Here is a 23215-nt window from a genome sequence, read left to right as displayed (position 1 = left end):
ACCCAGAGTGGGGTATGATGCGGGTCCTTTTTGCCTGGCCTGTTGCCCCGCCCTGCGGTTGCTGGATACCTGATGACGCTGCCCGCTGACATCCCCGCCGACCTGCTGCCCCCCCGAGTTCGCCCGGTGGACCGGCTCGGCTTTACCCTGTTCCTGGCTGCCCTGGTGCACCTGGCGCTGATCCTCGGCGTCGGTTTCAGCGTGGTCAAGCCTGCCGAAATCCGCCACACCATGGACATCACCCTGGCCACCTTCAAAAGCGAGAAACCGCCGCAGAAGGCCGATTTCCAGGCCCAGGACAACCAGCAGGGCAGCGGCACCCTGGACAAGAAAGCGGTGCCCAAGACCACCGAACTGGCGCCGTTCCAGGACAGCAAGATCAACAAGATCACCCCGCCACCTGCAGCCAGGCCCGAGGTTGTGCCGCCCCCTGCCCCGCAGAAGTCGGCGGTCGTGACCACGGCGCCCAAACCGCAGAAGGTCGAGCCCAAGCCCAAGGAAAGCAAGCCGCGGCCCAAGCCGGAAGCGCCGGCACCGGACTTCGACAGCTCGCAGCTGTCCAGCCAGATCGCCAGCCTGGAGGCGGAGCTGTCCAACGAGCAGCAGATGTATGCCAAGCGCCCGCGTATCCACCGGCTCAATGCCGCCTCGACCATGCGCGACAAGGGCGCCTGGTACAAGGAAGAATGGCGCAAGAAGGTCGAGCGGGTGGGTAACCTGAACTACCCCGACGAAGCGCGCCGGCAACAGATCTACGGCAACTTGCGCATGATGGTGTCGATCAACCGCGATGGCTCGCTGTACGAGGTGCTGGTACTGGAGTCGTCCGGGCAACCGGTGCTGGACCAGGCGGCGCAGCGCATCGTGCGGCTGGCGGCGCCGTTTGCACCGTTTACCGGGGACCTGGCCGAGTTTGACCGGTTGGAGATCATTCGCACCTGGCGCTTTGCCCGTGGGGACCGTCTGTCCAGTAACTGATTTGCGGCCTTGCGCGATCGCTGTGGGAGCGGGTTTACCCGCGAATGCGCCAGATCAGGCAATGATGCCGCCTGGTCGGACGCATTCGCGGGTAAACCCGCTCCCACAGCGATCGCGCAAGCCTCGTTGAGCACCTTGTCAGCCTCGCCACCTGGCGCCACACTATCCCCCATGAAAACCCACACGCCGAGCTACCTCAAGCATCAGTTCCTGATCGCCATGCCGCACATGGCCGATCCGAACTTCGCCCAGACCCTCACGTACATCGTCGAGCACAACGCCCATGGCGCCATGGGCCTGGTGGTCAACCGGCCGCAGGAGCTGAACCTGGCCGACATCCTCGAGCAGCTGCGCCCGGACGAAATGCCGCCGGCCAGCACCTTGCAGGTGCCGATCTACCTGGGTGGCCCGGTACAGACCGACCGAGGCTTCGTGCTGCACAGCAGCGAGTGCAGCTTCCAGGCCACCGTCGCACTGGAAGGGCTGTCGCTGACCACGTCGCAGGATATCCTGTTGGCCATCGCCGCCGGAGTCGGCCCGAAACAGAGCCTGATCACCCTGGGCTATGCCGGCTGGGAAGCGGGCCAACTGGAAGAGGAACTGGCCGACAACGCCTGGCTCAACTGCCCGTTCGACCCGGAAATCATCTTCGGCAAGGCCAGCGACCTGCGCCTGGAAGCCGCCGCCGCCAGCCTGGGGATCAACCTGAACCTGCTGACCAGCCAGGCGGGCCACGCCTGATGGCTGAACTGCACCCTGAACTACGTCTACTGCTGGGCTTCGACTACGGCAGCAAACAGATCGGCGTGGCCGTCGGCCAGGTGGTCACCGGCCAGGCCCGCGAGCTGTGCACCCTGAAGGCGCAGAACGGCGTGCCGGACTGGGCCCAGGTGGAAAAGCTGATTGCCGAATGGAAGCCCGATGCCATCGTCGTCGGCCTGCCGCTGAACATGGACGGCACCCCCAGCGAAATGAGCGCCCGCGCGGAAAAATTCGCCCGCCGCCTGAACGGCCGCTTCAACCTGCCCGTGCACACCCACGACGAACGCCTGACCACCTTCGAGGCCAAGGGCGAGCGCATGGCCCGTGGCGGCCAGCGCGGCAGCTACCGCGACAACCCGGTCGATGCCATCGCCGCCGCCCTGTTGTTGCAAGGCTGGCTGGAGGCCAATACCTGATCATCTTTGCCGCCGGGCCCGCCCGGCGCACCCTTCCGAGGAGCCCGCAATGAGCCTACCCAATCCCGCCGAGCTGATCCGGCAGATGGCTGACGACCTTCGCGCCCACCTGGCCCGCCGGGCAATTACCGAGCCGCGTTACATCGGCATCCGCACCGGCGGTGTCTGGGTTGCCCAGGCCCTGCAGGAAGCCATGGGCGACACCAGCCCCATGGGCACTCTGGACGTCTCGTTCTATCGCGACGACTTCAGCCAGAACGGCCTGCACCCGCAAGTGCGTCCGTCCGAGCTGCCGTTCGAGGTCGAGGGCCAGCACCTGGTGCTGGTGGATGACGTGCTGATGAGTGGTCGCACGGTGCGCGCCGCGCTCAACGAACTGTTCGATTATGGCCGCCCGGCCAGCGTCACCCTGGTCTGCCTGTTGGACCTGGATGCCGGCGAACTGCCGATCCGCCCGAATGTGCTCGGCGCCACCCTGTCGCTGGCTGCCCATGAACGGGTAAAATTGACCGGACCCGCACCGCTCGCCCTCGAGCGCCAGGACCTCGCCTCCGCTTCCGCCCTTTAAGAGTCCCCCGCGATGACGCCAATCGACGCCAAGCGCCCGCTGCAGCTCAATGATCAGGGCCAGCTGCGCCACTTCCTCTCGCTCGACGGTTTGCCCCGCGAACTGCTCACCGAGATCCTCGACACCGCCGACTCCTTCCTCGAAGTCGGTGCCCGGGCCGTGAAAAAAGTCCCGTTGCTGCGCGGCAAGACCGTGTGCAACGTGTTCTTCGAGAACTCCACCCGTACCCGTACCACCTTCGAACTTGCCGCCCAGCGCCTGTCGGCCGACGTGATCAGCCTGAACGTGTCGACCTCCTCGACCAGCAAGGGCGAGACCCTGTTCGACACCCTGCGCAACCTCGAAGCCATGGCCGCCGACATGTTCGTGGTGCGCCACTCCGACTCCGGGGCCGCGCACTTCATCGCCGAGCACGTGTGCCCGGAAGTGGCCGTGATCAACGGTGGTGATGGCCGCCACGCGCACCCGACCCAGGGCATGCTCGACATGCTCACCATCCGCCGCCACAAGGGCAGCTTCGAGAACCTGTCGGTGGCCATCGTCGGCGACATCCTGCACTCGCGCGTGGCCCGCTCCGACATGCTGGCACTCAAAGCGCTGGGCTGCCCGGACATTCGCGTGGTCGGCCCGAAAACCCTGATCCCGATCGGCATCGAGCAATACGGTGTGAAGGTGTACACCGACCTCGCCGAAGGCCTTAAGGACGTCGACGTGGTGATCATGTTGCGCCTGCAGCGTGAGCGCATGGCCGGCGGCCTGCTGCCCAGTGAAGGCGAGTTCTACCGCCTGTTCGGCCTGACCACCGCGCGCCTGGCCGGGGCCAAGCCCGACGCCATCGTCATGCACCCAGGCCCGATCAACCGTGGCGTGGAAATCGAGTCGGCGGTGGCCGACGGCAAGCACTCGGTGATCCTCAACCAGGTCACCTACGGCATCGCCGTGCGCATGGCCGTGCTGTCCATGGCCATGAGCGGGCAGAACGCGCAACGTCAATTCGACCAGGAGAACGCCCAGTGACCATCAGTATTCTCGGCGCCCGGGTCATCGACCCCAACAGCGGCCTGGACCAGGTCACCGACCTGCACCTGGACGGCGGCCGCATTGCCGCCATCGGCGCAGCCCCGGCGGGGTTCAGCGCCAGCCGCACGATCCAGGCTGATGGCTTGGTCGCCGCGCCCGGCCTGGTCGACCTCGGTGTGTCCCTGCGCGAGCCGGGCTACAGCCGCAAAGGCAATATCGCCAGTGAAACCCGCGCCGCCGTCGCCGGCGGTGTCACCAGCCTGTGCTGCCCGCCGCAGACCAAGCCGGTGCTGGACACCTCGGCCGTGGCCGAGCTGATCCTCGACCGCGCCCGCGAGGCCGCCAACAGCAAGGTCTACCCGATCGGCGCCCTGACCAAGGGCCTGGAAGGCGAGCAGCTGGCCGAGCTGGTGGCCCTGCGCGACACCGGCTGCGTGGCCTTCGGCAATGGCCTGAAGGAAATCCCCAACAACCGTACCCTGGCCCGTGCCCTGGAATACGCCGCCACCTTCGACCTGACCGTGGTGTTCCACTCCCAGGACCGCGACCTGGCCCACGGCGGCCTGGCCCACGAAGGTGCCATGGCCAGCTTCCTCGGCCTGCCGGGCATCCCGGAAACCGCCGAGACCGTGGCCCTGGCGCGCAACCTGCTGCTGGTCGAACAGACCGGCGTGCGCGCGCACTTCACCCAGATCACCAGTGCCCGTGGTGCGCGGCTGATCGAGCAGGCCCAGCAGCTTGGCCTGCCGGTGACCGCCGACGTGGCGCTGTACCAGCTGATTCTCACCGACGAATCGCTGCGTGAATTCTCCAGCCTGTACCACGTGCAACCACCGCTGCGTACCACCGCCGACCGTGACGGCCTGCGTGCGGCAGTGAAGTCGGGGGTGATCCAGGCGATTTCCAGCCACCACCAGCCGCACGAGCGCGACGCCAAGCTGGCCCCGTTCGGCGCCACCGAGCCGGGCATCAGCAGCGTCGAACTGCTGCTGCCGCTGGCCATGACCCTGGTGCAGGACGGCCTGCTCGACCTGCCAACCCTGCTGGCCCGCCTGAGCAGCGGCCCGGCGGCGGCCCTGCGCCTGCCGGCCGGTGAGCTGAAAGTGGGTGGCGCGGCCGACCTGGTGCTGTTCGACCCGCAAGCCTCGACCGTGGCCGGCGAGCAATGGTTCTCGCGCGGCGAGAACTGCCCGTTCATCGGCCACTGCCTGCCGGGTGCAGTGCGTTATACCTTGGTCGATGGGCACGTCTGCCACGAGGCCTGAGTAAAGTTCTTCGCGGGCACGCCCGCTCCCACAGGATCACCACTATTCCAAGGCATGTGGTAATCCTGTGGGAGCGGGCGTGCCCGCGAATGCCCTTGCACGGTGTCCCCTGCCAAGCGCGACCATTCATCCCCCACGGTTGAAATCCTTCCCCCCACCCCCATATGAGTCTGCATCAGGCACTTTCGCCCCGCTGCGTGGAGACTCTCCCCTTGACCACCATCGTTTCTGTCCGCCGTAACGGCAAAGTCGTCATGGGCGGCGACGGCCAGGTATCCCTCGGCAACACCGTGATGAAAGGCAACGCCAAGAAGGTGCGCCGCCTGTACCACGGCCAGGTCATCGCGGGCTTCGCCGGCGCCACCGCCGATGCGTTCACCCTGTTCGAGCGCTTTGAAGGCCAGCTTGAAAAACACCAGGGCCACCTGGTCCGTGCCGCCGTCGAGCTGGCCAAGGAATGGCGTACCGACCGTTCCCTGAGCCGCCTGGAAGCCATGCTGGCCGTAGCCAACAAGGACGCCTCCCTGATCATCACCGGCAACGGCGACGTGGTCGAACCCGAAGACGGCCTGATCGCCATGGGCTCCGGCGGCGCCTACGCCCAGGCTGCAGCCCGCGCCCTGCTGGACAAGACCGACCTCTCGGCCCGTGAAATCGCCGAGACCGCCCTGAACATCGCCGGCGACATCTGCGTGTTCACCAACCACAACCTGACCATCGAGGAGCAGGACCTGGCCGACTGATCAGTGGTTCTGGCGTCCCATCCCGGTGATGGGACTTTTCCACGCTGATTCATTCCGCCCGAGGACCATTTTCATCATGTCCATGACCCCCCGCGAGATCGTCCACGAACTCAACCGCCACATCATCGGCCAGGACGACGCCAAGCGCGCCGTGGCCATTGCCCTGCGCAACCGCTGGCGGCGCATGCAGCTCCCTGCCGAGCTGCGTGCCGAAGTGACACCGAAGAACATCCTGATGATCGGCCCTACCGGCGTCGGCAAGACCGAAATCGCCCGCCGCCTGGCCAAGCTGGCCAATGCGCCGTTCCTCAAGGTCGAAGCCACCAAGTTCACCGAAGTGGGCTACGTGGGCCGCGACGTCGAGTCGATCATCCGCGACCTGGCCGATGCCGCGCTGAAGATGCTGCGTGAGCAAGAAATCATCCGCGTGCGCCACCGCGCCGAAGATGCCGCCGAAGACCGCATCCTCGACGCCCTGCTGCCGCAGGCGCGGGTAAGCAGCTTCGCCGAGGAAGCCGCGCAGACCAGCACCGACTCCAACACCCGCCAACTGTTCCGCAAGCGCCTGCGCGAAGGCCAGCTGGACGACAAGGAAATCGAGATCGAAGTGGCCGATGCCGTGGGCGTGGAAATTGCCGCGCCGCCCGGCATGGAAGAAATGACCAACCAGCTGCAGAGCCTGTTCGCCAACATGGGCAAAGGCAAGCGCAAGGCGCGCAAGCTGAAGGTGAAAGAAGCGCTGAAGATGGTTCGCGATGAAGAAGCGAGCCGCCTGGTCAACGAGGAAGAGCTCAAGGCCAAGGCCCTGGAAGCGGTCGAGCAGCACGGCATCGTGTTCATCGACGAAATCGACAAGGTTGCCAAGCGTGGCAACGTTGGTGGTGCCGATGTGTCCCGTGAAGGCGTGCAGCGCGACCTGCTGCCGCTGATCGAAGGCTGCACGGTCAACACCAAGTTGGGCATGGTCAAGACCGACCACATCCTGTTCATTGCCTCGGGTGCGTTCCACCTGAGCAAGCCGAGCGACCTGGTGCCCGAGCTGCAAGGCCGCCTGCCGATCCGCGTGGAGCTCAAGGCCCTGACCCCGGAAGACTTCGAGCGCATCCTGCAGGAGCCGCACGCGTCGCTGACCGAGCAGTACCAGGCCCTGCTGAAAACCGAAGGCCTGAACATCGAGTTCCTCGCCGACGGCATCAAGCGCCTGGCCGAAATTGCCTACCAGGTCAACGAGAAGACCGAGAACATCGGTGCCCGCCGCCTGCACACCCTGCTCGAGCGGTTGCTCGAAGAGGTGTCGTTCAGCGCTGGCGACCTGGCCAGCACCCATGACGAAGCGCCGATCCAGATCGACGCGGCGTATGTGAACAGCCACCTGGGTGAGCTGGCGCAGAACGAAGACCTGTCGCGTTACATCCTGTAAAAACGGCGTCGACTGCTTCGCGGGCACGCCCGCTCCCACAGGATCACCACAGACCCAAAGCATGTGGTGATCCTGTGGGAGCGGGCGTGCCCGCGAAGAGGCCCTTGAATCCCTCCATCATAAGCTGGAAGCTTGCTTCATCAGCTCCCGAGAGATTCCGCCCATGGCCCGCCTGCCCACCGCCATCAACCTGCACAAAGCCTCGAAAACCCTCAGCCTCACCTACGCCCCCGGCGAGGTCTACCACCTGCCCGCCGAATTCCTGCGCGTGCATTCCCCCTCCGCCGAGGTCCAGGGCCACGGCAACCCCATCCTGCAGTTCGGCAAGATCAACGTCGGCCTCATCGGCCTGGAACCTGCCGGCCAATATGCACTGAAACTGACCTTCGACGACGGCCATGACAGCGGTCTGTTCACCTGGGAATACCTCGAACAGCTGTGCCTGCGCCAGGAACAGCTGTGGGCCGAGTACCTCGACGAACTGCACAAGGCCGGAAAGTCCCGCGACCCCGCCGAGTCGGTGGTCAAACTCATGCTCTAGCGCAAGGCCTGCCGGGTTTAGAGCGCATTTTCTAAAATCATCTGTTTGAATGACTTACAGACAGCCCAATGACGGGCTGTCTTGCGCATTACATGAAAGTCGGGTAACCAATGGGGGGTGGCAAGTTCCCTGCATCAAATGGCAGGTAGTCAGAACCCTCGCAGCACCGCTGTTCCTTATCACTGGTAACCCGAGTAGCAGTACCGGGCTCAGCACTGTGCACCCGCCACAGCAACCGGTACTCGTCTCAGGACAACGGAGCGTCGTAGATGAGTAACAAGAACAACGATGAGCTGCAGCGGCAGGCCTCGGAAAACACCCTGGGGCTGAACCCGGTCATCGGTATCCGTCGCAAGGACCTGTTGAGCTCGGCACGCACCGTGCTGCGCCAGGCCGTGCGCCAACCGCTGCACAGCGCCAAGCATGTGGCCCACTTTGGCCTGGAACTGAAGAACGTACTGCTGGGCAAGTCCAGCCTTGCCCCGGAAAGCGACGACCGTCGCTTCAATGACCCGGCCTGGAGCAACAACCCGCTTTACCGCCGCTACCTGCAAACCTACCTGGCCTGGCGCAAAGAGCTGCAGGACTGGATCGGCAGCAGCGACCTGTCACCCCAGGACATCAGCCGCGGCCAGTTCGTCATCAACCTGATGACCGAGGCCATGGCACCGACCAACACCCTGTCCAACCCGGCAGCGGTTAAACGCTTCTTCGAAACCGGTGGCAAGAGCCTGCTCGATGGCCTGTCCAACCTGGCCAAGGACCTGGTCAACAACGGCGGCATGCCGAGCCAGGTGAACATGGACGCCTTCGAGGTGGGCAAGAACCTGGGCACCAGCGAAGGTGCCGTGGTGTACCGCAACGATGTGCTGGAGCTGATCCAGTACAGCCCCATCACCGAGCAGGTGCATGCCCGCCCGCTGCTGGTGGTGCCACCGCAGATCAACAAGTTCTACGTATTCGACCTGAGCCCGGAAAAGAGCCTGGCGCGCTACTGCCTGCGCTCGCAGCAGCAGACCTTCATCATCAGCTGGCGCAACCCGACCAAGGCCCAGCGCGAATGGGGCCTGTCCACCTACATCGATGCGCTCAAGGAAGCAGTCGACGCGGTGCTGGCGATTACCGGCAGCAAAGACCTGAACATGCTCGGTGCCTGCTCCGGCGGCATCACCTGCACGGCGTTGGTGGGCCACTATGCCGCCCTTGGCGAGAACAAGGTCCATGCCCTGACCCTGCTGGTCAGCGTGCTGGACACCACCATGGACAACCAGGTCGCGCTGTTCGTCGACGAGCAGACCCTGGAGGCCGCCAAGCGTCACTCGTACCAGGCTGGCGTGCTCGAAGGCAGCGAGATGGCCAAGGTGTTCGCCTGGATGCGCCCCAACGACCTGATCTGGAATTACTGGGTCAACAACTACCTGCTCGGCAACGAGCCGCCGGTATTCGACATCCTGTTCTGGAACAACGACACCACGCGTCTGCCGGCCGCCTTCCACGGCGACCTCATCGAAATGTTCAAGAGCAACCCGCTGACCCGCCCGGACGCCCTGGAAGTGTGCGGTACGCCGATCGACCTGAAAAAAGTGCAGTGCGACATCTTCAGCGTAGCGGGCACCGCCGACCACATCACCCCGTGGCAGTCGTGCTATCGCTCGGCACACCTGTTCGGCGGCAAGATCGAGTTCGTGCTGTCCAACAGCGGCCATATCCAGAGCATCCTCAACCCACCGGGCAACCCCAAGGCACGCTTCATGACCGGTGCCGATCGCCCGGGTGACCCGGTGGCCTGGCAGGAAAACGCCACCAAGCATGCAGACTCCTGGTGGCTGCACTGGCAAAGCTGGCTGGGCGAGCGTGCCGGCGAGCTGAAAAAGGCGCCGACCCGCCTGGGCAACCGAGCCTATGCCGCCGGCGAAGCCGCCCCGGGCACCTACGTTCACGAGCGTTGAGCTGCAGCGCCGTGGCCCCTGCGGGGTGCCACGGTGTTCATTTCACCCAAGAGTCACGTGCATGCCGCAACCCTATATCTTCAGGACCGTCGAGCTGGACAACCAGTCCATTCGCACCGCCGTCCGCCCGGGCAAACCGCACCTGACGCCGCTGCTGATCTTCAACGGCATCGGCGCGAACCTGGAGCTGGTGTTTCCGTTCATCGAAGCACTGGACCCGGACCTGGAAGTCATTGCCTTCGACGTGCCCGGGGTCGGCGGCTCGTCCACGCCGCGCCACCCGTACCGCTTCCCCGGGCTGGCCAAGCTGACAGCACGCATGCTCGATTACCTCGACTATGGCCAGGTCAATGTCATCGGCGTGTCCTGGGGCGGCGCCCTGGCCCAGCAGTTCGCCCACGATTACCCCGAGCGCTGCAAGAAGCTGGTGCTGGCCGCCACTGCCGCCGGTGCGGTGATGGTGCCGGGCAAGCCCAAGGTGCTGTGGATGATGGCCAGCCCACGGCGCTACGTACAGCCGTCGCATGTCATCCGCATTGCGCCGACGATCTATGGCGGCGGCTTCCGGCGTGACCCGGAGCTGGCCATGCAGCATGCCGCCAAGGTGCGCTCCGGCGGCAAGATGGGCTACTACTGGCAGCTGTTCGCCGGGCTTGGCTGGACCAGCATCCACTGGCTGCACAAGATCCAGCAGCCAACCCTGGTGCTGGCCGGCGACGACGACCCGCTGATCCCGCTGATCAACATGCGCCTGCTGGCCTGGCGAATTCCCAATGCCCAGCTACACATTATCGACGACGGCCATCTGTTCCTGATCACCCGGGCCGAGGCCGTCGCCCCGATCATCATGAAGTTCCTTCAACAAGAACGACAGCGCGCCGTCATGCACCCTCGCCCGGCTTCGGGAGTGTGAGGGCGATTTGGGGCCCTGTGGGAGCGGGTTCACCCGCGAAGAATCCAGCTCGGTGCATGGCACCGGCTTCGCCGGTGTTCGCGGGTGAACCCGCTCCCACAGAGCCCCTGCCAAATCAATAAGTATGTTTAGTCATGAGGCACCAGGTCAGGACGAGGGAGTGTTGCCATGAAAGACAAACCGGCCAAAGGAACGCCAACGCTTCCCGCCACCAGCATGAACGTGCAGAACGCCATCCTCGGCCTGCGCGGCCGGGACCTGATTTCCACGCTGCGCAATGTCAGCCGCCAGAGCTTGCGCCACCCGCTGCACACCGCGCATCACCTGTTGGCTCTGGGCGGCCAGCTGGGCCGGGTGATGCTGGGTGACACACCGTATCAGCCGAACCCGCGCGATCCACGCTTCAACGACCCTACATGGAGCCAGAACCCATTCTACCGCCGTGGCCTGCAGGCCTACCTGGCCTGGCAGAAGCAGACCCGCCTGTGGATCGAGGAAAGCCACCTGGACGACGATGACCGCGCCCGTGCGCACTTCCTGTTCAACCTGATCAACGATGCGTTGGCGCCGAGCAACTCGCTCCTCAACCCGCTGGCGGTCAAGGAGATGTTCAACAGCGGAGGCCTGAGCCTGGTACGCGGCGTGGCTCACCTGCTCGATGATCTGCGCCACAATGACGGCCTGCCACGCCAGGTCGACGAACGCGCTTTCGAAGTAGGCGGCAACCTGGCCGCGACCGCCGGCGCCGTGGTGTTCCGCAACGAGCTGCTGGAACTGATCCAGTACAAGCCGATGAGCGAAAAGCAGCACGCCAGGCCACTGCTGGTGGTGCCGCCGCAGATCAACAAGTTCTACATCTTCGACCTCAGCTCGACCAACAGCTTCGTCCAGTACATGCTCAAGAGCGGCCTGCAGGTATTCATGGTCAGCTGGCGCAACCCCGACCCGCGCCACCGCGAGTGGGGCCTGTCCAGCTATGTGCAGGCCCTGGAAGAAGCGCTCAACGCCTGCCGCAGCATCAGCGGCAACCGCGACCCCAACCTGATGGGCGCCTGCGCCGGCGGCCTGACCATGGCCGCGTTGCAGGGCCACCTGCAGGCCAAGCACCAACTGCGCCGGGTGCGCAGCGCCACCTACCTGGTCAGCCTGCTGGACAGCAAGTTCGAAAGCCCAGCCAGCCTGTTCGCCGACGAGCAAACCATCGAGGCCGCCAAGCGCCGCTCCTACCAGCGCGGCGTGCTGGATGGCGCCGAGGTGGCGCGGATCTTTGCCTGGATGCGGCCCAACGACCTGATCTGGAACTACTGGGTCAACAACTACCTGCTCGGCAAGACACCACCGGCCTTCGACATCCTGTACTGGAACGCCGACAGCACGCGCCTGCCCGCCGCGCTGCATGGCGACCTGCTGGACTTCTTCAAGCACAACCCGCTGACCCACCCCGCCGGCCTGGAGGTATGCGGCACCCCCATCGACCTGCAGAAGGTCGAGCTGGACAGCTTCACCGTGGCCGGCAGCAACGATCACATCACCCCGTGGGACGCGGTGTACCGCTCGGCCTTGCTGCTGGGGGGCGACCGGCGCTTCGTGCTGGCCAACAGCGGGCACATCCAGAGCATCATCAACCCGCCCGGCAACCCCAAGGCCTACTACCTGGCCAACCCCAAACTGTCCAGCGACCCGCGCGCCTGGTTCCACGACGCCAAGCGCAGCGAAGGCAGCTGGTGGCCGTTGTGGCTGGAGTGGATCACCGCGCGCTCCGGCCCGCTCAAGGCACCGCGCAGCGAGCTGGGCAATACCACCTACCCACCGCTGGGCCCAGCGCCGGGCACTTACGTGCTGACCCGATGAGCATGCCGACTGGATGAAGACTCGCGACCGTATCCTCGAATGCGCCCTGCAACTGTTCAACCAGCAGGGCGAACCGAACGTATCCACCCTGGAAATTGCCAACGAACTGGGCATCAGCCCCGGCAACCTTTACTACCACTTCCACGGCAAGGAGCCGTTGGTGCTGGGGCTGTTCGAGCGCTTTGAAGAAGCGCTGATGCCCTTGCTCGACCCGCCGCTGGAGGTACGCCTGGACGCCGAGGACTACTGGCTGTTCCTGCACCTGATCGTCGAGCGCATGGCGCAGTACCGTTTCCTGTTCCAGGACCTGTCGAACCTGACCGGGCGCCTGCCCAAACTGGCCCGCGGCATGCGCAGCCTGATCAACGCGCTCAAGCGCACGCTGGCGGCATTGCTGGCCAGCCTCAAGGGCCAGGGGCTGGTGGAGAGCGATACCCAGGCGCTGGGGCAACTGGTGGAGCAGATCACCCTGACGCTGATGTTCTCACTGGATTACCAGCGGGTACTGGGGCGCGAGGGGGATGTGGGGATTGTGGTGTACCAGGTGATGATGCTGGTGGCGCCGCATCTGCAGGCTCAGGCGCGGGGGGCGGCGGAGCAGTTGGCGGTGCGCTACCTGGAGGGTTAAGCCTGACAGGAATGTATTGCAGCAGCCGACGCATTCGCGGGTGAACCCGCTCCCACAGGTACGGTGCAGAGCTTACAAGCGGCGCACTACCTGTGGGAGCGGGTTTACCCGCGAAGAAGGCGACGCGGTATCAGATCAGGGTACCGGTGCCTGTCGGTGCCGACGGCGGGTTGCTGGCCGGAGCCGCGGTTGGTGCAGGAGCTGCGCTAGCGACCGGAGCGGCGCTGGCCGCTGGGGCTGCCGGCTTGGCGGCTGCCGGTTTCGCCGGTGCTTTCTTCACCGCAGGTTTCTTGGCTGCCGCAGGCTTGGCCGCTGCCGGTTTCGCCGCTGGTTTGGCTGCTACAGGTTTGGCAGCCGCCTTGGTGGCAGGTTTTGCCGCAGCAGTTTTGGCTGCCGGCTTGGCCGCCGCGGTTTTCGCCGCAGGCTTGGCCGCTGCCGTCTTGGCCAGTGGCTTGGCCGCCGCCTTGCTCGCAGCCGGTTTGGCCGCAGCAGTGCGCGACGAAATCGGCGTAACCGAAGCACCGGTCAATTTCTCGATCTGCTTGGTCAGGCTGTCCACCTGCTGGTGCAGGGCCTTGATCTCGTTGCGGCTCGGCACGCCAAGGCGCGAGATGGCGCTGTTCAGGCGTTTGTCGAAGGCCTCTTCGAGTTCGCTCCACTTGCCCAGCGCACGGTCCTTCACGCCCGACACACGCGAAGTGGTCGACGACTTGGCGGTTTCCGCCACGTCTTCAGCGGTCTTCTTCGCCTGCTTCTCGGCCTTCTCGCCATCCTTCACCAGCGAGTCGAACAGCTTCGGGCCGTCCTGGTCGATCTTCGAATAGATACCCAGCCCTGCCAGCCAGATCTTGCGGGAGTACTTCTCGATCCCGCCGACCCAGGAGCTGCCTTCTTTCTCGGAATTCTTCTTGCCAGCCATCCTGCTCTCCTTATGGTTTGTGCGCGACGCGCTCGAGCAGCTCGTGCAGCTGTTCAAGCTTGATGGACAACGCCTCAACGTCATGTTTAGACGGAATGCCCAGGCGATTCAAGGCGCGACCGACCCGCGCGTCGAAAGCTTTTTCGATCTTGTCCAGTTGAACTTCGACCTTGCCACGTACGCGGCTGACCTCCTGGGTCGCTTCGTCGATCTGGTTGTTGGCAGCATCGAGCTCTTTGTCGATGCGCTTCTTGCCACGCTTCTCGACGCCTTCGCCGGCCTTGACCAGCTCATTGAAGTAGTCGGAGCCTTCCTGGCCCACGCGCGCATAGGCGCCGATGCCCGCCAGCCAGATCTTGCGCGCGTAGCCGCGCACCTCGCCCAGCGTGCCCGGGGCGTCGTCCTTTTTCTTCACTGTCACTTTGGCCATGCTCTGTACCTCATGCTCATGAGTGGAGGAGGAACCGCCCATGGAGGTTGGGCTTGAGCACAAGGTAGAGAGGGAAATTAGAATCTTCACCCTAAGGTGAACGAGCATGGCCCCGGGGAGGGATCAGGCCAGGGCTTTGTCCAGCGCCCGCTCGATCTCGCCCTTGATGGTGCCGCTCATCATCGACAGCATCATGCCCAGCTTCAATTCGACGCGGATGCGGTCATCGAAGATGTGCACGCTGCCGTTGGCACCGCTGCGCGCCACGTCGACCCGGTCACCGTTCCAGGTGGCCTTGAGGTCGTATTCGCGAGTCAGTTTGTCGACCAGCGCTTCGGCCTTGGCACGGGCGGCATCACGGCCGAGGGAATGTTTGCGTTCGACGCTGATCTGGGTCATGCGGGTGTTCCTGAAGATGAAGACATAATGGGCATTATGCCCGCCCCTGCCCACTGGCACACCCCGCCAAGACAAATCCGCCCGTTCGCCCTAGAATGGCGGTAATTTTTTCCGGTGAAGCGATATGAACGACCAGCGCAAAGGCGACCACGCCGAACCCACCACCCATTTCGGTTACCAGGACGTCCCTGAAAGCCAGAAGGCGAAGAAAGTCGCCGAGGTGTTCCACTCGGTGGCGGCCAAGTACGACCTGATGAACGACGTGCTTTCCGGCGGCATGCACCGCCTGTGGAAGCGCTTCACCATCGAGCTGTCGGGCGTACGCGCCGGCAACCGGGTACTGGACATTGCCGGCGGTACCGGCGACCTGGCCGCCAAGTTCTCGCGGCTGGTCGGCCCGACCGGTCAGGTCGTGCTGGCCGACATCAACGAGTCGATGCTCAAGGTCGGCCGTGACCGCCTGCTCGACCGTGGCGTGGCCGGCAACATCGAGTTCGTCCAGGCCGACGCCGAGAAGCTGCCATTCCCGGACAACCACTTCGACTGCGTGACCATTGCCTTCGGCCTGCGCAACGTCACCCACAAGGACGAAGCCATCCGCTCGATGCTGCGCGTGCTCAAGCCGGGCGGTCGCCTGCTGGTACTGGAGTTCTCCAAGCCGACCAACAAGCTGATGTCCAAGGCCTACGACGCCTACTCGTTCGCCTTCATGCCACTGGCCGGCAAGCTGATCACCAACGATTCGGAAAGCTACCGTTACCTCGCCGAATCGATCCGCATGCACCCCGATCAGGAAACCCTGAAAGCCATGATGGTCGAGGCCGGTTTCGACCGTGTCACCTACCACAACATGACCAGCGGCATCGTCGCCGTGCACCGGGGGATCAAGCCCTGATGCTGCTGGCCGGGCTGCTCGCCAGCGTCGAACATGGCCTGAACCGGGTCCTGCGCATGGACAGCACGGCCCTGCCGCGGCTGGCCGCGCTGGACGGCAAGGTCATCGAGATCGACTGCCGCCAGCCGGCCCTGCAGGTGTTCATCCTGCCCGATGAACAAGGCTTGATGCTCGCCGGCCATTGGCAAGGCGAGGTCGATTGCAGCCTGCGCGCCCCGGCCGGCAGCCTGGTGCAACTGGCCCTGGCCAAGGACAAGACCGCCGTGCTGCACAGCCCGCAGGTCGAGCTGCATGGCGACAGCGCCGTGCTGCTCGACCTGTTCGGTGTGCTGCAGGACCTGGAGCTTGACTGGGAACACGAGCTGCAACGCTGGCTCGGCCCGGTCGCCACGGCGCTGCTGGCCGGCCACATCCGCCTGCGCGCACGCTGGACCCGCCAGGGCCTGGCGCGCTTCAGCCAGAACCTTTCCGAGTACCTGGCCGAAGAGTCCCGTACCTTGGTTGGCAAGCGCGAAGCCGAAGCCGCCTTCAGCGAGCTCGATGCCCTGAAGCTCGATACAGAACGCCTCGAGGCGCGCCTCAAGCGCCTCTCCCGATCCCTTGATACCAGCGATAACGCATGAAGCTGCTCGCCGTCCGCCGTCTTTTTCGCATCCAGCGTGTGGTGATCCGCTACCGTCTCGATGACCTGCTGTTCGACCTGCCGCTGCCCTGGTGGCTGATGAGCCTGCGCCTGCTGATGCCATGGCGCTGGCTGCCGCGCAAGCCGAACGAGCTCAGCCGTGGCGCGCGCCTGCGCCTGGCCCTGCAGGACCTGGGGCCGATCTTCATCAAGTTCGGCCAGTTGTTGTCCACCCGCCGTGACCTGCTGCCCAACGACATTGCCGATGAGCTGATGCTGCTGCAGGACCGCGTACCGCCGTTCGACCCCAGGCAGGCCGTGGCGCTGATCGAGGCACAGCTGGGCGCCCCGGTGACGCAACTGTTCAGCCGCTTCGACGTCGAGCCGCTGGCCTCGGCCTCGGTGGCCCAGGTGCACGCTGCGCGCCTGAAAAGTGGCGAGGAAGTGGTGGTCAAGGTGGTACGCCCGGGCCTGAAGCCGGTGATCGCCCAGGACCTGGCCTGGCTGTTCCTGATTGCCAAGGCCGCCGAACGCGCTTCGGCCGACGCCCGCCGCCTGCACCCGGTGGAAATCGTCGGCGACTACGAAAAAACCATCTACGACGAGCTCGACCTGCTGCGCGAAGCGGCCAACGCCAGCCAGCTGCGGCGCAACTTCGAAGGCTCCGAGCTGATGTATGTGCCCCAGGTGTACTGGGACCTGTGCCGCCCCAAGGTGCTGGTGATGGAGCGTATCTACGGCGTGCCGGTGACCGACATGGCCACCTTGGCCGACCAGCGCACCGACATGAAGCTGCTGGCCGAACGGGGCGTGGAGGTATTCTTCACCCAGGTGTTCCGCGACAGTTTCTTCCATGCCGACATGCACCCCGGCAACATCTTCGTCAGCACGGTCAAACCGTGGAGCCCGCAGTACATCGCCATCGACTGCGGCATCGTCGGCAGCCTGACCGCCGAGGACCAGGACTACCTGGCGCGCAACCTGATCGCTTTCTTCAAGCGTGACTACCGCCGCGTCGCCCAGTTGCACATCGACTCGGGCTGGGTGCCGGCACACACCAAGGTCAACGAGTTCGAAGCGGCGATCCGCACCGTGTGCGAGCCGATCTTCGAAAAACCGTTAAAGGATATTTCCTTCGGCCAGGTGCTGATGCGCCTGTTCCAGACCGCCCGGCGCTTCAACATGGAAGTGCAGCCGCAACTGGTCCTGCTGCAGAAGACCCTGCTCAACATCGAAGGCCTGGGCCGCCAGCTGTACCCCGACCTGGACCTGTGGAGCACCGCCAAGCCATTCCTCGAGCGCTGGATGCGCGACCGCATGAGCCCCAAGGCCGTGCTCGGCAACATCCACAGCCAGGTCGAGCAACTGCCGCACCTGGCCGACATGGCCCGCGACCTGCTCGAACGCCTGTCGCAACCGCACCTGCACGATCCGCAACTGCCGGAGCGGCGCCGCCAGGGCGACCGCTGGGCGCTGCGCCTGCTCGGCGCCGGCCTGCTCGGCGGAGGCGCGGTCCTGGCCGCTGGCGCCGCCGCAGCCGCCAGCCTGGCTGCCCCTGCCGCCTGGCCGGCCTGGCTGATGCTGGCTGCTGGCCTTTACCTGATCGTGCGCCAATAGCCAGCCGCGCCCATGGCTGGCACACTAGCGCAAAGGGCCCGGCACAGGAGCGGGCCCGCTTTGGAGTCGACGATGAAAGACTGGCTGGACGAGATCAAGTGGAACAGCGAAGGCCTGGTACCGGCGATCGCCCAGGACCACAAGACCGGACGCGTGCTGATGATGGCCTGGATGAACCGCGAATCGCTGGCCCTGACCGCCGCCGAGCAGCGCGCCATCTACTGGTCGCGTTCGCGTGGCAAGCTGTGGCGCAAGGGCGAGGAATCCGGGCATGTGCAGAAGCTGCATGAAATGCGCCTGGACTGCGATGCCGACGTGATCATCCTGATGGTCGAGCAACTGGGCCATATCGCCTGCCATACCGGCCGTGAAAGCTGCTTCTACCGCGTCTTCGAGGACGGCCAGTGGAAAACCGTCGACCCGGTCCTGAAAGACCCGGATGCCATCTACAGCGCAGGACACTGACATGAGCGACACCCTCAACCGCCTGGCCGCAGTGCTTGAAGAACGCAAGCAAGCGGCGCCCGACAGCTCCTACGTGGCCAGCCTGTACCACAAGGGCCTGAACAAGATCCTCGAAAAGCTCGGCGAAGAGTCGGTCGAGACGATCATTGCCGCCAAGGATGCTGCAGTCAGCAAGGATTACAGCGATGTCATCTACGAAACCGCCGACCTGTGGTTTCATAGCCTGGTAATGCTCAGCGCGCTGGGCCAGCATCCGCAGGCCGTGCTTGACGAGCTGGAACGCCGTTTCGGGCTTTCCGGGCATGACGAGAAGGCCGCACGCCAGCCTTCGGCCTGACGTATTTTCGGGCGCCTGTGGGAGCGGGCGTGCCCGCGAAGAATGCGCCGCGGTGCATGGCACCGGCTACGCCGGTGTTCGCGGGCATGCCCGCTCCCACAGGGGCCGTGTTGCCGGATCGATTTGCTGTACACACATTTTTCAGGAGTACGAAATGGGTATCTTTGACTGGAAACACTGGATCGTCCTGCTGGTGGTCGTGGTCCTGGTGTTCGGCACCAAGAAGCTGAAGAACTTCGGCAGCGACCTGGGCGAGTCGATCAAGGGCTTTCGCAAGGCCATGAGCGATGAAGAGAACAAGCCGGCCGAGCAGACCCCGCCGCCAGCCCAACCCGTTCCACCGGTGCAGAACACTGCCCAGCAGAACCAGGGCCACACCATCGAAGGCCAGGCCCAGCCGGTCCAAGAGCCGCAGCGGAAAGACTGACCCATGTTCGGCATCAGTTTCAGCGAGCTGCTGCTCGTCGGCCTGGTCGCCCTGCTGGTGCTCGGCCCCGAGCGCCTGCCCGGTGCCGCGCGCACGGCAGGCCTGTGGATCGGCCGGCTCAAGCGCAGCTTCAACAGCATCAAGATGGAAGTGGAGCGCGAAATCGGCGCCGACGAAATCCGCCGCCAGCTGCACAACGAGCACATCCTGCAGATGGAAGAGGAAGCCAAGCGCATCCTCAACCCGATGACGCCACCGGCGCAGCCGCCCGTCACCACCGCCACCGTGCAGCCCCCCGCCGGGCTCGAAGCCAGGCCAGCCGAAACAGCTGCCACCCCGGCCACGCCTTCTGAACCGCCTCAACCGCCGCGAGCCCCATGAGCGAGAATCCGGAACACGACCAGCCAATGCCGCTGGTTTCGCACCTCACCGAACTGCGCACTCGCCTGTTGCGCTGCGTTGCCGTCATTTTCCTGATCTTTGCCGGGCTGTTCTCCTTTGCCCAGCAGATCTACACCCTGGTCTCCGCGCCGCTGCGCGAGCACCTGCCGGCCAATGCGACGATGATCGCCACCGACGTGGCCTCGCCGTTCCTCACGCCGTTCAAGCTGACCATGATCGTCTCGCTGTTCCTGGCGATTCCGTTCATCCTCCAGCAGATCTGGGGCTTCATCGCGCCCGGGCTGTACCGCCATGAAAAGCGCATCGCCATTCCACTGCTGGTGTCGAGCATATTCCTGTTCTACGCCGGCATGGCCTTCGCCTATTTCCTGGTGTTCCCGCTGATCTTCGGCTTCTTCGCCAGCGCCACGCCGGAAGGCGTGTCGATGATGACCGACATCGCCAGCTACCTCGACTTCGTGATGACGCTGTTCTTCGCCTTTGGCGTGGCCTTCGAAATCCCGGTGGCGGTGGTGCTGCTGGTATGGATCGGCGTGGTCGACGTGAAGTACCTGAAGAAGATTCGCCCCTACGTGATCATCGGCTGCTTCGTGGTCGGCATGGTCCTTACCCCACCGGACATCTTCTCCCAGACCCTGCTGGCCGTACCCATGTGGCTGCTGTTCGAGATCGGTGTGCTGTGCGGCAGCCTGATTCGCAAGCGCAGCGCCCACGATGAAACCGCCAACGACCACAACGACCAGCCACCAGCGACCCAACCGTGAACCTGTTGCTCCTTGAAGAGGCCGACTTCGTCTCGGCCGACCGCGTCGTTCTCGCTGACCGGCGCTTCACCCACATGCAGGACATCCACCGCGTGGCGGTGGGCGACAACCTGCGCGTGGGCCGTATCAACGGCCTGATGGGCAAGGCCACGGTGCTGCGCCTGGAAAAGCACGAAGCCGAACTGGAAGTCGCCTTTGACCAGCAGCCACCGGCCAAGCTGCCGCTGACCCTTGTGCTCGCCGTACCCCGGCCGAAGATGCTGCGCCGGCTGTTCCAGACCGTGGCCACCCTCGGCGTGTCGCGGCTGATCCTGGTGAACAGCTACAAGGTCGAGAAAAGCTTCTGGCAAACCCCCTTCCTGCACCCGGACAGCATTCGTGAAAATCTCATCCTCGGCCTGGAACAGGCGCGCGACACCGTGCTGCCCGAGGTGATCATCGAGAAGCGCTTCAAGCCCTTCGTCGAAGACCGCCTGCCCGCCATCGCCGCAGGCACCCTGGGCCTGGTCGGCCACCCCGGCCCCTACCCCGCCTGCCCGCGCGCAGTGGAGCAAGCCGTGACCCTGGCCATAGGTCCCGAGGGTGGCTGGATCCCCTATGAGGTGGACCTGCTGGGCAAGGCAGGCCTGGCACCGGTGCAACTGGGCGAGCGTATCCTGCGGGTCGAGACTGCTGTAACGGCGCTGCTTTCGCGCATTTTCTGACGTAAACGCCGCATTTTCGCCCATCAAGTTTCCTTCTCCCTGGCCGATGGCCTTGGCAACACAACAACTATTTGTGCTGCCACGCCGCCAGGGAGTCGTATATGTATCAATGGTTCGCCCAATCGTTGGGCAATGTGAGCGTCAACCGCAAACTGGGGCTGGGCTTCGGCCTGGTGCTGCTGTTGACCCTGGCCATTACTCTGGTCGGCTGGCACGGTATGGACAGCATCATCGAACGTGGCGACAAGCTGGGAAACATCTCGGTCATCCAGCAGTACACCCAGGAACTGCGCATCGCCCGCCAGCATTACCAGCGCCAACGTGACGAAGCCTCGGTGGCTGAGCTTGAAAAAGCCCTGGGCAACCTCGACCGCCAGGTGCAGCTGATGCTCGGACAGATCGAGCAACCCACTGACCGCCAGCGCCTGGAGCAACAACGCGAGGCCGTGCGTACCTACCAGCAGGCGTTCAACGAACTGAAGCAAGCCGGCCAACGCCGCGAAGCCAGCCGTGGCGTGCTGGGCGACAGTGCCGACAAGGCCGCGGAGCTGATCGGCCGGGTACAGCGGGGCCTGCTGCAAGGTGGCGATATCAACCAGTACCAGTACGCAGTGGAAGTCAGCGCCCTGCTCCAGCAGGCACGCTTCCAGGTGCGTGGCTACACCTACAGCGGCAATGCCGATTTCCAGCAAACGGCGCTCAAAGCCATCGACCAGGCTCTGGCCGAACTGCGCGCGCTGCCGGCCAAAGTACCGGCTGAACATGCCGCCAGCCTGGACGATGCCGCCACCGCCCTGGCCGGCTACCGCGATGCGGTCACCCAGTTCGGCAATGCCCAGGTCGCCAGTGAACAGGCCCTGCAGCACATGGCCGAGCAAGGCACGGTACTGCTGCAGACCAGCCAGGCGATGACCATCTCACAAACCGCTGTGCGTGACGCCGGCGCAGCCCAGGCCAAGACCCTGCTCGCCGTGGCCACCGTGCTGGCCCTGGCCCTCGGCCTGCTGGCAGCCTGGGCCATCACCCGGCAGATCATCATCCCGCTGCGCCAGACCTTGCGCGCAGCCGAGCGCGTGGCCAGTGGCGACCTGACTCAAGCGCTGCAGGTACAACGCCGTGACGAACTGGGCCAGTTGCAAGCCAGCATGCAGCGCATGACCCAGGGCCTGCGCGAACTGATCGGCGGCATCGGTGATGGCGTCACGCAGATCGCCAGCGCTGCCGAGGAGCTGTCGGCGGTGACCGAGCAGACCAGCGCCGGGGTCAACAACCAGAAGGTCGAGACTGATCAGGTAGCGACCGCCATGAACCAGATGACCGCTACCGTGCATGAAGTGGCGCGCAATGCCGAGCAGGCCTCGGAAGCCGCGTTGATGGCCGACCAGCAAGCCCGCGAAGGCGACCGTGTGGTGGGCGAAGCGGTGGCGCAGATCGAGCGCCTGGCCGGTGAAGTGGTCAACTCCAGCGAAGCGATGAACCAGCTCAAGGCCGAGAGCGACAAGATCGGCAGCGTGCTCGACGTGATCAAGTCGGTGGCTCAGCAGACCAACCTGCTGGCCCTCAACGCGGCGATCGAAGCGGCCCGTGCCGGCGAGGCCGGGCGTGGCTTTGCCGTGGTGGCCGATGAAGTGCGCAGCCTGGCGCAGCGCACCCAGCAATCGACCGAAGAGATCGAAGAGCTGATTGCCGGCCTGCAAAGCGGCACCCAGCGCGTGGCCAGCGTGATGGACAGCAGCCGCCAGTTGACCGACAGCAGCGTCGAACTGACCCGCCGTGCCGGCAGCTCGCTGGAAACCATCACCCGCACCGTCTCGTCGATCCAGGCGATGAACCAGCAGATTGCCACTGCCGCGGAAGAACAGACAGCCGTGGCCGAGGAGATCAACCGCAGTGTGATGAATGTGCGGGACATTTCTGACCAGACCTCGGCAGCCAGTGAAGAGACGGCCAGCTCCAGCATGGAGCTGGCGCGGTTGGGTACCCATTTGCAGGGGTTGGTGGGGCGGTTCAGGCTCTAGGCTGATGGGTGGGTCGCCTGTGCCGGCCTCTTCGCGGGTAAACCCGCTCCCACAGGTACTGCACAGCTCTCAACACCTGTGCAGTACCTGTGGGAGCGGGTTTACCCGCGAAGAGGCCGGCACAGGCAGAATCCTCCCACATGCTGCGGTGAAATTTCCTAC

The 23215-nt window shown here is 64.7% G+C and carries 26 protein-coding genes; 23 read left to right on the top strand and 3 right to left on the bottom strand.

Annotated features, from left to right (window positions below; translation table 11 throughout):
• The first annotated feature begins 72 nt into the window (after positions 1 to 72).
• From J5M71_RS00585 to J5M71_RS00525, 13 genes are all read left to right on the top strand, one after another.
• Positions 73 to 978, top strand: coding sequence for an energy transducer TonB (locus tag J5M71_RS00585; RefSeq protein WP_207828502.1), 906 nt, complete (start codon positions 73 to 75; stop codon positions 976 to 978).
• A gap of 171 nt (positions 979 to 1149) precedes the next feature.
• Positions 1150 to 1719, top strand: coding sequence for a YqgE/AlgH family protein (locus tag J5M71_RS00580; protein WP_207828494.1), 570 nt, complete (start codon positions 1150 to 1152; stop codon positions 1717 to 1719).
• Positions 1719 to 2156 carry a Holliday junction resolvase RuvX gene (gene ruvX / locus J5M71_RS00575; RefSeq protein WP_013974530.1) on the top strand — a complete coding sequence of 146 codons (438 nt, stop codon included), beginning with the start codon at positions 1719 to 1721 and terminating at the stop codon, positions 2154 to 2156. The genes J5M71_RS00580 and ruvX overlap by 1 nt, the downstream gene beginning before the upstream one ends.
• Before the next feature lie 49 nt (positions 2157 to 2205).
• Entirely contained in the window at positions 2206 to 2724 is a 519-nt protein-coding gene (gene pyrR, locus J5M71_RS00570; RefSeq protein ID WP_063912001.1) for a bifunctional pyr operon transcriptional regulator/uracil phosphoribosyltransferase PyrR, read from the top strand.
• Between the two features lie 12 nt (positions 2725 to 2736).
• On the top strand, positions 2737 to 3741 hold the full coding sequence (locus tag J5M71_RS00565; protein WP_046613439.1) for an aspartate carbamoyltransferase catalytic subunit: 1005 nt from the start codon (positions 2737 to 2739) through the stop codon (positions 3739 to 3741).
• The gene (locus J5M71_RS00560) at positions 3738 to 5009 is read left to right on the top strand and encodes a dihydroorotase (RefSeq protein WP_207828492.1); all 1272 of its coding nucleotides are present in this window, start codon (positions 3738 to 3740) and stop codon (positions 5007 to 5009) included. Before J5M71_RS00565 ends, J5M71_RS00560 begins: the two co-directional genes overlap by 4 nt.
• 212 nt (positions 5010 to 5221) lie before the next feature.
• Positions 5222 to 5752, top strand: a complete 531-nt coding sequence (gene hslV / locus J5M71_RS00555) for an ATP-dependent protease subunit HslV (protein ID WP_207828483.1) — start codon at positions 5222 to 5224, stop codon at positions 5750 to 5752.
• A gap of 76 nt (positions 5753 to 5828) precedes the next feature.
• Complete coding sequence (gene hslU / locus J5M71_RS00550; protein WP_015272084.1) at positions 5829 to 7172, top strand: ATP-dependent protease ATPase subunit HslU; 1344 nt, start codon at positions 5829 to 5831, stop codon at positions 7170 to 7172.
• A gap of 163 nt (positions 7173 to 7335) precedes the next feature.
• The gene (locus J5M71_RS00545; RefSeq protein WP_207828480.1) at positions 7336 to 7713 is read left to right on the top strand and encodes a DUF971 domain-containing protein; all 378 of its coding nucleotides are present in this window, start codon (positions 7336 to 7338) and stop codon (positions 7711 to 7713) included.
• Positions 7714 to 7982: 269 nt separating this feature from the next.
• On the top strand, positions 7983 to 9662 hold the full coding sequence (gene phaC / locus J5M71_RS00540; protein ID WP_087499673.1) for a class II poly(R)-hydroxyalkanoic acid synthase: 1680 nt from the start codon (positions 7983 to 7985) through the stop codon (positions 9660 to 9662).
• A gap of 61 nt (positions 9663 to 9723) precedes the next feature.
• On the top strand, positions 9724 to 10575 hold the full coding sequence (gene phaZ / locus J5M71_RS00535) for a poly(3-hydroxyalkanoate) depolymerase (protein ID WP_085587802.1): 852 nt from the start codon (positions 9724 to 9726) through the stop codon (positions 10573 to 10575).
• Between the two features lie 168 nt (positions 10576 to 10743).
• A complete protein-coding gene (gene phaC, locus J5M71_RS00530; RefSeq protein WP_207828477.1) occupies positions 10744 to 12426 on the top strand; it encodes a class II poly(R)-hydroxyalkanoic acid synthase in 1683 nt (560 codons plus the stop codon).
• Positions 12427 to 12439: 13 nt separating this feature from the next.
• Complete coding sequence (locus tag J5M71_RS00525) at positions 12440 to 13054, top strand: TetR/AcrR family transcriptional regulator (protein WP_063912008.1); 615 nt, start codon at positions 12440 to 12442, stop codon at positions 13052 to 13054.
• Positions 13055 to 13184: 130 nt separating this feature from the next.
• Here the strand turns inward: J5M71_RS00525 and J5M71_RS00520 are convergent, their stop codons facing one another.
• The 3 genes from J5M71_RS00520 to J5M71_RS00510 all read right to left on the bottom strand — a co-directional run bounded on the left by J5M71_RS00520 (position 13185) and on the right by J5M71_RS00510 (position 14802).
• On the bottom strand, positions 13185 to 13973 hold the full coding sequence (locus J5M71_RS00520) for a phasin family protein (RefSeq protein ID WP_207828474.1): 789 nt from the start codon (positions 13971 to 13973) through the stop codon (positions 13185 to 13187).
• Positions 13974 to 13983: 10 nt separating this feature from the next.
• Entirely contained in the window at positions 13984 to 14403 is a 420-nt protein-coding gene (locus tag J5M71_RS00515; protein ID WP_023663112.1) for a phasin family protein, read from the bottom strand.
• Positions 14404 to 14526: 123 nt separating this feature from the next.
• Positions 14527 to 14802 (bottom strand): polyhydroxyalkanoic acid system family protein, encoded by a 276-nt coding sequence (locus tag J5M71_RS00510; protein WP_015272091.1) that lies wholly within the window; start codon positions 14800 to 14802, stop codon positions 14527 to 14529.
• Positions 14803 to 14926: 124 nt separating this feature from the next.
• Here J5M71_RS00510 and ubiE point away from each other — a divergent pair, with 124 nt between their 5' ends.
• The 10 genes from ubiE to J5M71_RS00460 all read left to right on the top strand — a co-directional run bounded on the left by ubiE (position 14927) and on the right by J5M71_RS00460 (position 23053).
• On the top strand, positions 14927 to 15697 hold the full coding sequence (gene ubiE / locus J5M71_RS00505; protein WP_013974541.1) for a bifunctional demethylmenaquinone methyltransferase/2-methoxy-6-polyprenyl-1,4-benzoquinol methylase UbiE: 771 nt from the start codon (positions 14927 to 14929) through the stop codon (positions 15695 to 15697).
• Positions 15697 to 16320 carry an SCP2 sterol-binding domain-containing protein gene (locus J5M71_RS00500; protein WP_207828472.1) on the top strand — a complete coding sequence of 208 codons (624 nt, stop codon included), beginning with the start codon at positions 15697 to 15699 and terminating at the stop codon, positions 16318 to 16320. Before ubiE ends, J5M71_RS00500 begins: the two co-directional genes overlap by 1 nt.
• Positions 16317 to 17936 (top strand): ubiquinone biosynthesis regulatory protein kinase UbiB, encoded by a 1620-nt coding sequence (ubiB, locus tag J5M71_RS00495; protein WP_207828464.1) that lies wholly within the window; start codon positions 16317 to 16319, stop codon positions 17934 to 17936. Before J5M71_RS00500 ends, ubiB begins: the two co-directional genes overlap by 4 nt.
• 72 nt (positions 17937 to 18008) lie before the next feature.
• Positions 18009 to 18401, top strand: a complete 393-nt coding sequence (gene hisI / locus J5M71_RS00490; protein WP_013974544.1) for a phosphoribosyl-AMP cyclohydrolase — start codon at positions 18009 to 18011, stop codon at positions 18399 to 18401.
• 1 nt (position 18402) lies between these two features.
• On the top strand, positions 18403 to 18738 hold the full coding sequence (locus J5M71_RS00485) for a phosphoribosyl-ATP diphosphatase (RefSeq protein ID WP_207828456.1): 336 nt from the start codon (positions 18403 to 18405) through the stop codon (positions 18736 to 18738).
• A gap of 154 nt (positions 18739 to 18892) precedes the next feature.
• Positions 18893 to 19165, top strand: coding sequence for a twin-arginine translocase TatA/TatE family subunit (locus J5M71_RS00480; protein ID WP_003259853.1), 273 nt, complete (start codon positions 18893 to 18895; stop codon positions 19163 to 19165).
• Positions 19166 to 19168: 3 nt separating this feature from the next.
• Positions 19169 to 19546 (top strand): Sec-independent protein translocase protein TatB, encoded by a 378-nt coding sequence (gene tatB / locus J5M71_RS00475; protein ID WP_207828454.1) that lies wholly within the window; start codon positions 19169 to 19171, stop codon positions 19544 to 19546.
• A complete protein-coding gene (gene tatC, locus J5M71_RS00470; protein ID WP_013974546.1) occupies positions 19543 to 20331 on the top strand; it encodes a twin-arginine translocase subunit TatC in 789 nt (262 codons plus the stop codon). The genes tatB and tatC overlap by 4 nt, the downstream gene beginning before the upstream one ends.
• The gene (locus J5M71_RS00465) at positions 20328 to 21035 is read left to right on the top strand and encodes a 16S rRNA (uracil(1498)-N(3))-methyltransferase (protein WP_207828445.1); all 708 of its coding nucleotides are present in this window, start codon (positions 20328 to 20330) and stop codon (positions 21033 to 21035) included. The genes tatC and J5M71_RS00465 overlap by 4 nt, the downstream gene beginning before the upstream one ends.
• Before the next feature lie 101 nt (positions 21036 to 21136).
• The gene (locus J5M71_RS00460; RefSeq protein WP_207828442.1) at positions 21137 to 23053 is read left to right on the top strand and encodes a methyl-accepting chemotaxis protein; all 1917 of its coding nucleotides are present in this window, start codon (positions 21137 to 21139) and stop codon (positions 23051 to 23053) included.
• The last annotated feature ends 162 nt before the right edge of the window (positions 23054 to 23215 follow it).

The organism is Pseudomonas sp. 43(2021), from assembly GCF_017490805.1.
Classification (GTDB): Bacteria; Pseudomonadota; Gammaproteobacteria; order Pseudomonadales; family Pseudomonadaceae; genus Aquipseudomonas.
Note: the sequence above shows the minus strand (reverse complement) of the source record. Positions and strands in the feature narration are given on the sequence as shown.

Excerpts from the sequence above, each read along its gene's own strand:
- J5M71_RS00585 (WP_207828502.1), top strand. The coding sequence starts at position 73 with ATGACGCTGCCCGCTGACATCCCCGCCGACCTGCTGCCCCCCCGAGTT.
- J5M71_RS00580 (WP_207828494.1), top strand. The coding sequence starts at position 1,150 with ATGAAAACCCACACGCCGAGCTACCTCAAGCATCAGTTCCTGATCGCC.
- ruvX (WP_013974530.1), top strand. The coding sequence starts at position 1,719 with ATGGCTGAACTGCACCCTGAACTACGTCTACTGCTGGGCTTCGACTAC.
- pyrR (WP_063912001.1), top strand. The coding sequence starts at position 2,206 with ATGAGCCTACCCAATCCCGCCGAGCTGATCCGGCAGATGGCTGACGAC.
- J5M71_RS00565 (WP_046613439.1), top strand. The coding sequence starts at position 2,737 with ATGACGCCAATCGACGCCAAGCGCCCGCTGCAGCTCAATGATCAGGGC.
- hslU (WP_015272084.1), top strand. The coding sequence starts at position 5,829 with ATGTCCATGACCCCCCGCGAGATCGTCCACGAACTCAACCGCCACATC.
- J5M71_RS00545 (WP_207828480.1), top strand. The coding sequence starts at position 7,336 with ATGGCCCGCCTGCCCACCGCCATCAACCTGCACAAAGCCTCGAAAACC.
- phaC (WP_087499673.1), top strand. The coding sequence starts at position 7,983 with ATGAGTAACAAGAACAACGATGAGCTGCAGCGGCAGGCCTCGGAAAAC.
- phaZ (WP_085587802.1), top strand. The coding sequence starts at position 9,724 with ATGCCGCAACCCTATATCTTCAGGACCGTCGAGCTGGACAACCAGTCC.
- phaC (WP_207828477.1), top strand. The coding sequence starts at position 10,744 with ATGAAAGACAAACCGGCCAAAGGAACGCCAACGCTTCCCGCCACCAGC.
- J5M71_RS00525 (WP_063912008.1), top strand. The coding sequence starts at position 12,440 with ATGAAGACTCGCGACCGTATCCTCGAATGCGCCCTGCAACTGTTCAAC.
- J5M71_RS00520 (WP_207828474.1), bottom strand. The coding sequence starts at position 13,973 with ATGGCTGGCAAGAAGAATTCCGAGAAAGAAGGCAGCTCCTGGGTCGGC.
- J5M71_RS00515 (WP_023663112.1), bottom strand. The coding sequence starts at position 14,403 with ATGGCCAAAGTGACAGTGAAGAAAAAGGACGACGCCCCGGGCACGCTG.
- J5M71_RS00510 (WP_015272091.1), bottom strand. The coding sequence starts at position 14,802 with ATGACCCAGATCAGCGTCGAACGCAAACATTCCCTCGGCCGTGATGCC.
- ubiE (WP_013974541.1), top strand. The coding sequence starts at position 14,927 with ATGAACGACCAGCGCAAAGGCGACCACGCCGAACCCACCACCCATTTC.
- J5M71_RS00500 (WP_207828472.1), top strand. The coding sequence starts at position 15,697 with ATGCTGCTGGCCGGGCTGCTCGCCAGCGTCGAACATGGCCTGAACCGG.
- ubiB (WP_207828464.1), top strand. The coding sequence starts at position 16,317 with ATGAAGCTGCTCGCCGTCCGCCGTCTTTTTCGCATCCAGCGTGTGGTG.
- hisI (WP_013974544.1), top strand. The coding sequence starts at position 18,009 with ATGAAAGACTGGCTGGACGAGATCAAGTGGAACAGCGAAGGCCTGGTA.
- J5M71_RS00485 (WP_207828456.1), top strand. The coding sequence starts at position 18,403 with ATGAGCGACACCCTCAACCGCCTGGCCGCAGTGCTTGAAGAACGCAAG.
- J5M71_RS00480 (WP_003259853.1), top strand. The coding sequence starts at position 18,893 with ATGGGTATCTTTGACTGGAAACACTGGATCGTCCTGCTGGTGGTCGTG.
- tatB (WP_207828454.1), top strand. The coding sequence starts at position 19,169 with ATGTTCGGCATCAGTTTCAGCGAGCTGCTGCTCGTCGGCCTGGTCGCC.
- tatC (WP_013974546.1), top strand. The coding sequence starts at position 19,543 with ATGAGCGAGAATCCGGAACACGACCAGCCAATGCCGCTGGTTTCGCAC.
- J5M71_RS00460 (WP_207828442.1), top strand. The coding sequence starts at position 21,137 with ATGTATCAATGGTTCGCCCAATCGTTGGGCAATGTGAGCGTCAACCGC.